Genomic DNA, 6,357 nt, shown 5'->3' with positions numbered 1-6,357 from the left:
GCCAGCACCTCACCCGGCAACCAGGCGAAAGATCGAGGCTAGTGCCGATGGCCCAGGTCCGCGCTGATCCGGTCCGCGGTCTCCACCAACAATGGCACCACATCCGACCGGATCGCCTCAACAGATGATCGCCCCACGGACGTGGACGAGGCGAGCGCGGCGACCACCTCGCCGGACCTGTCGCGCACCGGCGCGGACACCGAGAGCAGGCCGATCTCCAGCTCCTCCGCCACGATCGACCACCCGTCCGAGCGAACGTCGCGCAGCACGTCCCGCAGCTCGCCGGGATCGGTGACCGTGTGCTTCGTCAACGCAGGCATTCCGCCCGCGATGACGTCCTCCACGACCGCGTCCGGCGCCCACGCCAGCAGCACCCGCCCCATCGACGTCGCGAACGCGGGGATCCGGGTGCCGATGGACACGTTGATGCTCATGATCCGCCGCACCGGGACGCGGGCGACGTAGACCGCGTCGCGCCTGTCCAACGCACCCAGCGACGCAGATTCCCCGGTTTTCGCGGACAGTTCCAGCAGGTGCGGATGGGCCGTCTCGATCATCGCGTTGGAGGCTGAGTAGTGCTGTCCGATGCTCAGCACGCGCGGCGTCAGCGACCACCTGCTGCCGTCGTTGCGCACGTAGCCGAGGCGTTGCAGCGTGAGGAGGATCCGGCGGACGGCAGGCCTCGACAGACCGGTGGCGGCGGCCAGCTCCGCCAGGTTCGGGTTGACCCGCTCCTCGTCGAACGCGAGCAGCACCGCGAACCCGCGCTCGATGCTCTGGATGAAGTCGCGGTCGTCCATCGGCCCATCCTCCCGTTGACAGCGGCCAGGCAGCAGGTGCACCCTCGTGTTAACCGCACCGCGTACAGATTGTACGCACAGCGTACAGGAGGAGAGCGTGACGGCCGTGCCAATCGCTTCGACCGCCGTGGCGGCGGGTATTCCCTGCCACCGCGGCTGCTCGACCGAGAGCCGCCCTCACCAGGAGGTCACCGTTGCTCTTCCACGTGCGCATGGACGTCTCGCTCCCCCACGACCTCGACCCAAACCGCCGCGCCGAGCTCGTCACGGCCGAGCGGGAACGTGCGCTGGAGCTGCAGAAACTCGGGGTGTGGCCACATCTGTGGCGGGTCGTCGGGCAGAACGCCCAGATCGGGGTCTTCGACGTGCCGTCCAACGACGAGCTGCACGCCTTCCTGTCGTCATTACCGCTGTGGGAGTTCATGCGGGTCGAGGTCACGCCGCTGGCGCAGCACCCATCAGACCTGGAGGCCCCGAAATCGTGAGGAGCGTTGATGCGTGACGCCGTCATCTGCGAGCCGATCCGGACACCGGTCGGCCGCTACAACGGTGCGATCAAGGGTGTTACCGCACCTGAGCTGGGCGCTGTGGTGGTCCGCGAGCTGATGCGCCGCACCGGTCTCGAACCGTCCGATGTGGACGATCTGGTTCTCGGCCACTGCTACCCCACCATGGACGCTCCCGCGATAGGCCGGGTCGTGGCGCTGGACGCCGGTCTCGGCGTCGGCGTGCCGGGTGTGCAGCTGGACCGGCGTTGCGGATCAGGCTTGCAGGCCGTGATCAACGCGGCGACGGCGGTGCAGACCGGCGCCCAGGACCTCGTGCTCGCGGGCGGTGTGGAGAGCATGTCGAACGCCGGAGTGGAGGCGTTGGCGCGCGGCCGGGTGACCGCGGGCGGCGTCAACCACCCGGTCCCCGGCGGGATGCTGGAGACCGCGGAGAACCTGCGTCGCGAGTACGGGATTTCGCGGACTGAGCAGGACGAACTGGCGTTGCGCAGCCACGAGCGCGCGGTCGCCGCCCAGACCTCGGGCCGCTTCACCGACGAGCTGGTGCCGGTCGGTGACTTCGTCGCGGACGAGCACCCGCGGCCGGGGTCGACGCTGGAGAAGCTCGCGTCGTTGAAGACCGTCATGGACATCGAGGGCGCGACCGTCACCGCTGGCAACGCGAGCGGTCAGAACGACGGCGCGGCGGCCTGCGTGGTGACCACTCCGGAGCGGGCTTCCTCGCTGGGACTGCGACCGCTGGCACGGCTGGTGTCGTGGGCGTCCGCAGGAGTTGAGCCGTCGCGGATGGGGATCGGCCCGGTGCCGTCGTCTGCCCGTGCGTTGCAGGTCGCGGGCCTGAAGCTGGACGACATGGACCTCATCGAGCTGAACGAGGCGTTCGCCGCGCAGGTGCTCGCGGTGACGCGGGAGTGGGGTCTCACGGACCACTCCCGGCTCAACGTCAACGGTTCCGGCATCGCGCTCGGCCACCCGGTCGGTGCGACCGGCGCGCGGATTCTCGCGACGATGCTGCGTGAGCTGGAGCGGCGCGACGGGCGGTACGCGCTGGAGACGATGTGCATCGGTGGAGGCCAGGGCCTCGCGGCGGTTTTCGAGAGGGTGGCATGAACAAGGTGGTGGCCTCCGCGGCGCAGGCGGTGTCCGATGTGGACGATCGCGCAACCGTCGCGGTAGGCGGCTTCGGGTTGTGCGGTGTGCCCAAGGTGCTCATCAACGCCCTGTACGACAAGGGCGTCGGCTCGCTGGGCATCGTGTCGAACAACTGCGGCGCGATGGACCAGGGCCTCGCCGTCCTGCTCTCCGCCGGCCGGATCGCGCGGGTGACCGGCTCGTACATCGGTCAGAACAAGGAGTTCGCCCGCCAGTACCTCGCGGGCGAGATCGAGGTGGAGCTGATCCCCCAGGGCACCCTCGCGGAACGGCTGCGCGCGGGCGGCACCGGCGTTCCCGCGTTCTACACGCCCGCGGGTGTCGGCACGCTCGTCGCGGACGGCGGCCTGCCGTGGCGCTACAACCCGGACGGCACGGTCGCTGTCGCCTCGCCGCCCAAGGAGGTGCGCTCGTTCGACGGCCGCGAGTACGTGCTGGAGCACAGCATTCGCACCGATTTCGCGCTGGTGCGGGCGGCGCGCGCGGACCGCTTCGGCAACCTGGTGTTCGAGAAGTCGGCCCGCAACTTCAACCCGCTGGCCGCGATGGCCGGCCGCGTCACGATCGCCGAGGCCGAGGAGCTGGTCGACGCCATCGACCCCGACGAGGTGCACCTGCCCGGCATCTTCGTGCAACGGGTGGTGGAGCTGTCCCCGGAGCAGGTGGCCGACAAGAGCGTGGAGTTCAGGACGGTGCGCAATGTGGAGTCGTGACGAGATGGCCGCCCGCGCGGCCTTGGAGCTCCGCGACGGCGAGTACGTCAACCTCGGCATCGGCGTGCCGACCCTGATCCCGAACCACCTGCCGCCCGGCGTGGAGGTGGTGCTGGAGTCGGAGAACGGCATCCTGGGCGTGGGCCCCTATCCGGTGGAGTCCGACGTCGACCCCGATCTCATCAACGCGGGCAAGGAGACCGTGACCGTCCTGCCGGGAGCGTCGTTCTTCGACTCGGCGCTGTCGTTCGGCATGATCCGCGGCGGTCACGTCGACGTGGCGGTGCTGGGCGCCATGGAGGTGTCGGCGCGCGGCGACCTCGCGAACTGGGCGGTGCCCGGCAAGCTCGTGACCGGCATCGGCGGCGCGATGGACCTGGTGCACGGCGCGCGGCGGGTGATCGTCGTGATGACGCACAACGCCAAGGACGGCAGCCCCAAGCTGGTCGACGAGTGCACGCTTCCGTTGACGGGCAAGGCGTGCGTCGACCGGGTGATCACCGACCTCGGTGTGTTCGACGTGACGGACGACGGTCTGCGGCTCGTCGAACTGGCACCAGGTGTGGACGAGGAGACGGTGCGCCAACGCACTGCTGCACAGCTGGTCGCGTGAGCCTCTCGCCGGGCCGGACCGCTGCCCCGAGCAGTCCGACGGCGGCACAGGCGAGAAACGCGCTGAGATGGCCGGTGTGGTCGACGACCACGCCGGCCAGCGGCGCACCGGCGGCCTGTCCGACGGCGATCATCAGGAAGGACGTGCCGACACCGGTCGCGGGCCTGCCGATGTGCACCCTCGTGCTCCACACCAGGAGCACACCGCACAGCGTGATGTAGGCCGCGCCGAACAGGCCGGCCGCTACGAGCGTCACCATCACGCTCGCGGGCCACAGCGCGAGCGCCGCGGTCGTGGCGGAGAGCAGTACGAGCACGAGCGTCCACGAGGTGCGCAGCCCGACGGTGCCGGTCAGGTGCCCGCTGAACGCGCCGAGCATCCCGGCCAGCCCGATCAGCGACCACATGATCGTGGCCACGGTCGGACCTGCCTGCACCACGTCACGCCCGAACGTCCAGACCGCCGAGCTCGCCAGGCCCAGCAGGAACGCGGCGACGAGCACGGGGCCCGCGCCCGGCGGGAAGAGACTCCCCCGCTCGGAGCTTTGGAGGTGCCGGCCACGCGGCACCGTCGCGACGATCCACCACGTCACGGCGGCGGACAGCACCGCGAACGTCGCCCAGGCGAACCGCCAGCCGTCGAGCAGCACCATCGCGATCGGCCCGGACAGCAGCACGCCGATACCGGTTCCCGCGTTCACCACCGACTGGGCGCGGTCCTGCCGCTCGCTGTCGACCGCGCGGGCGATCGCCTCGGCCATCGGCGGTGAGGCGAGGCCGGTGCTGGCTCCCGCGACGAGGATGCCGACCGCGAGCATCGCGCCGTTGACCGACGTCGCGACCAACGCCGTGCCGACCGCGGCGAGCGCCCCGGCCGCGGCCGCCACCACCCGCGGGCCGAGCCGGTTCGTCAGCACGAACCCCGCGGTGATCGCGACTCCGTAACCGACATAGCTGCCCGCGCCGATGGTGCCGAGCAGCGTGGCGTCCAACGTGAACTGCCGCTGGAACACGGGCCCGAAGAGGCCGTAAGCGAATCGCGCGAAGCCGTAGCACACACCGATGAGTGCCGTCCCCGCGCAGATCAGCGTTACCTGCCTCATACCCCTCTCCAACTAGAACGAGAGTTCTAGCATTACCCTAACCCCGTGTCCCCTTCAGCGCGAGAACGCATCCTCAGCGCGGCCGACGAGCTGTTCTACGGCGACGGCATCGCGACCACCGGCGTGGACGCCGTCGTGGACAGGGCCGGGGTCGCGCTCGGCTCGGTCTACAACAACTTCGGCGGCAAGGACGGCCTGGTCGAGGCGTACCTGCGGCGGCGCGACCACCTGTGGCGGGCGACGTGGGAACGGGTCGCCGCCGACGCCGCGACACCGCACGAGCGAGTCCTCTCGGTGTTCGACGCGCTGCTCGAATGGTGCCGCGACCACGGCTCGGACCAGGGTTGCGCGCAGGTCGCCGGTCTGCTGCAGCTGCCGGCAGGACATCCGGCCGTTGCGGTCGCACGCAGCCACAAGGAGCACCTGACGCACCGGCTCACCGAGTTGGGGGCGGGGCTGAACGGGGTGCGCTCCGTCGTCGAGGACGTGGCGATCGTCTACGAGGGAGTCCTCGTCCGGCTCTTGCTCGGTTCCCGGCCGGACGAGGCGATTCCGCGTGCCAGGAAATTGGCGGAAATCGCGATCACCGCACATAGTGGAACCGTTACTTCACTCGGCGAAGGTTGATTTACCGCCGCCTAACCGGCGCGCGCCACCGTGAGGCATGCGCAAAGCAATGTTGGTCCTGCCCGCGGTGGCGCTCTCCCTGCTCGCGTCGGCCGGTGTGGCCCAGGCCGAACGGGTGCCGGGCTGTGCCGACGCCAAGCAGATCGGCTCCACCGGGTACGTGAAGAAGGGCAGCACGACCCTCGCCTCGGTGAAGCAGTTCGCCGGCTGCGGCAAGAACTGGGCCTACACCTACGTGTGGGACTCGCACGCCTCCAAGCCGGGCAGCTTCTTCTCCAGCGCCGCGATGATGGTCAACGGAAAGATCGACTACGGCAGCAACGTCAACGGCACCAACAAGCAGGAAGTCTGGTCGGAGAGCACCAAGACGATCACCAAGTGCACGCGCGGGTACGGCGAGGTGTGGGGTGACGGCAACGTCTACTGGGGTCAGACCGACGAGCGCTGCTAGTAGTTGCTGATCTCGACCAGGTTGCCGTCGGGGTCGCGGACGTACACGCTGCGAATCGTTCCGGTCGCGCCGGTGCGGTCGACCGGGCCCTCAATGATCGCGATCCCGTGCTCGTGCAGTGTCGCGATCACGTCGTCGAGCTTGTCCTCGGTGATGAAGCACAGGTCGGCGCTGCCCGGAACTGCCTGGCGCGCCTTGGGTTCGAACTCGTGGCCGGCCTCGTGCAGGTTCATCTTGCCGGTGCCGAACTTGAGCGCTTTGCGGCCGTCCCCGAACGTGACCTCCTCCATGCCGAGCACGCCGGCGTAGAAGCCGATGGTCTTGGTGAGGTCCGCGACGGTGAGCACCAGATGGTCGAGCCGATCAATGCGCATCCCCCTAGTGTGCAGG

The 6,357-nt window shown here is 69.5% G+C and carries 9 protein-coding genes; 6 read left to right on the top strand and 3 right to left on the bottom strand.

Going from position 1 to position 6,357, the window contains the following annotated elements:
- Positions 1-38 precede the first annotated feature (38 nt).
- A complete protein-coding gene (locus LFM09_RS09610; protein WP_414095973.1) occupies positions 39-800 on the bottom strand; it encodes an IclR family transcriptional regulator C-terminal domain-containing protein in 762 nt (253 codons plus the stop codon).
- Positions 801-994: 194 nt separating this feature from the next.
- Here LFM09_RS09610 and LFM09_RS09605 point away from each other — a divergent pair, with 194 nt between their 5' ends.
- From LFM09_RS09605 to LFM09_RS09590, 4 genes are read left to right on the top strand one after another with little or no spacing between them, the layout of a single operon-like run.
- Positions 995-1,285: a muconolactone Delta-isomerase gene (locus tag LFM09_RS09605; protein WP_414095972.1), complete on the top strand. Its 291-nt coding sequence runs from the start codon at positions 995-997 to the stop codon at positions 1,283-1,285.
- A gap of 9 nt (positions 1,286-1,294) precedes the next feature.
- Positions 1,295-2,419, top strand: coding sequence for an acetyl-CoA C-acetyltransferase (locus LFM09_RS09600; RefSeq protein ID WP_414095971.1), 1,125 nt, complete (start codon positions 1,295-1,297; stop codon positions 2,417-2,419).
- Entirely contained in the window at positions 2,416-3,174 is a 759-nt protein-coding gene (locus LFM09_RS09595) for a CoA transferase subunit A (protein WP_414095970.1), read from the top strand. The genes LFM09_RS09600 and LFM09_RS09595 overlap by 4 nt, the downstream gene beginning before the upstream one ends.
- The gene (locus LFM09_RS09590) at positions 3,161-3,787 is read left to right on the top strand and encodes a CoA transferase subunit B (RefSeq protein ID WP_414095969.1); all 627 of its coding nucleotides are present in this window, start codon (positions 3,161-3,163) and stop codon (positions 3,785-3,787) included. The genes LFM09_RS09595 and LFM09_RS09590 overlap by 14 nt, the downstream gene beginning before the upstream one ends.
- Here the strand turns inward: LFM09_RS09590 and LFM09_RS09585 are convergent.
- Positions 3,672-4,889, bottom strand: a complete 1,218-nt coding sequence (locus LFM09_RS09585) for an MFS transporter (protein ID WP_414095968.1) — start codon at positions 4,887-4,889, stop codon at positions 3,672-3,674. The genes LFM09_RS09590 and LFM09_RS09585 overlap by 116 nt on opposite strands.
- 45 nt (positions 4,890-4,934) lie before the next feature.
- On the opposite strand from LFM09_RS09585, the gene LFM09_RS09580 reads away from it, so the two are divergent.
- A complete protein-coding gene (locus LFM09_RS09580) occupies positions 4,935-5,516 on the top strand; it encodes a TetR/AcrR family transcriptional regulator (RefSeq protein WP_414095967.1) in 582 nt (193 codons plus the stop codon).
- A gap of 37 nt (positions 5,517-5,553) precedes the next feature.
- Positions 5,554-5,967 (top strand): hypothetical protein, encoded by a 414-nt coding sequence (locus LFM09_RS09575; protein ID WP_414095966.1) that lies wholly within the window; start codon positions 5,554-5,556, stop codon positions 5,965-5,967.
- On the opposite strand, the gene LFM09_RS09570 is transcribed toward LFM09_RS09575, so the two are convergent.
- Positions 5,964-6,341 (bottom strand): VOC family protein, encoded by a 378-nt coding sequence (locus LFM09_RS09570; RefSeq protein WP_414095965.1) that lies wholly within the window; start codon positions 6,339-6,341, stop codon positions 5,964-5,966. The two genes, LFM09_RS09575 and LFM09_RS09570, sit on opposite strands and share 4 nt — an antisense overlap.
- Between the last annotated feature and the right edge of the window lie 16 nt (positions 6,342-6,357).

Source organism: Lentzea alba (genome assembly GCF_047445655.1).
GTDB lineage: Bacteria > Actinomycetota > Actinomycetes > Mycobacteriales > Pseudonocardiaceae > Lentzea > Lentzea alba_A.
Note: the sequence above shows the minus strand (reverse complement) of the source record. Positions and strands in the feature narration are given on the sequence as shown.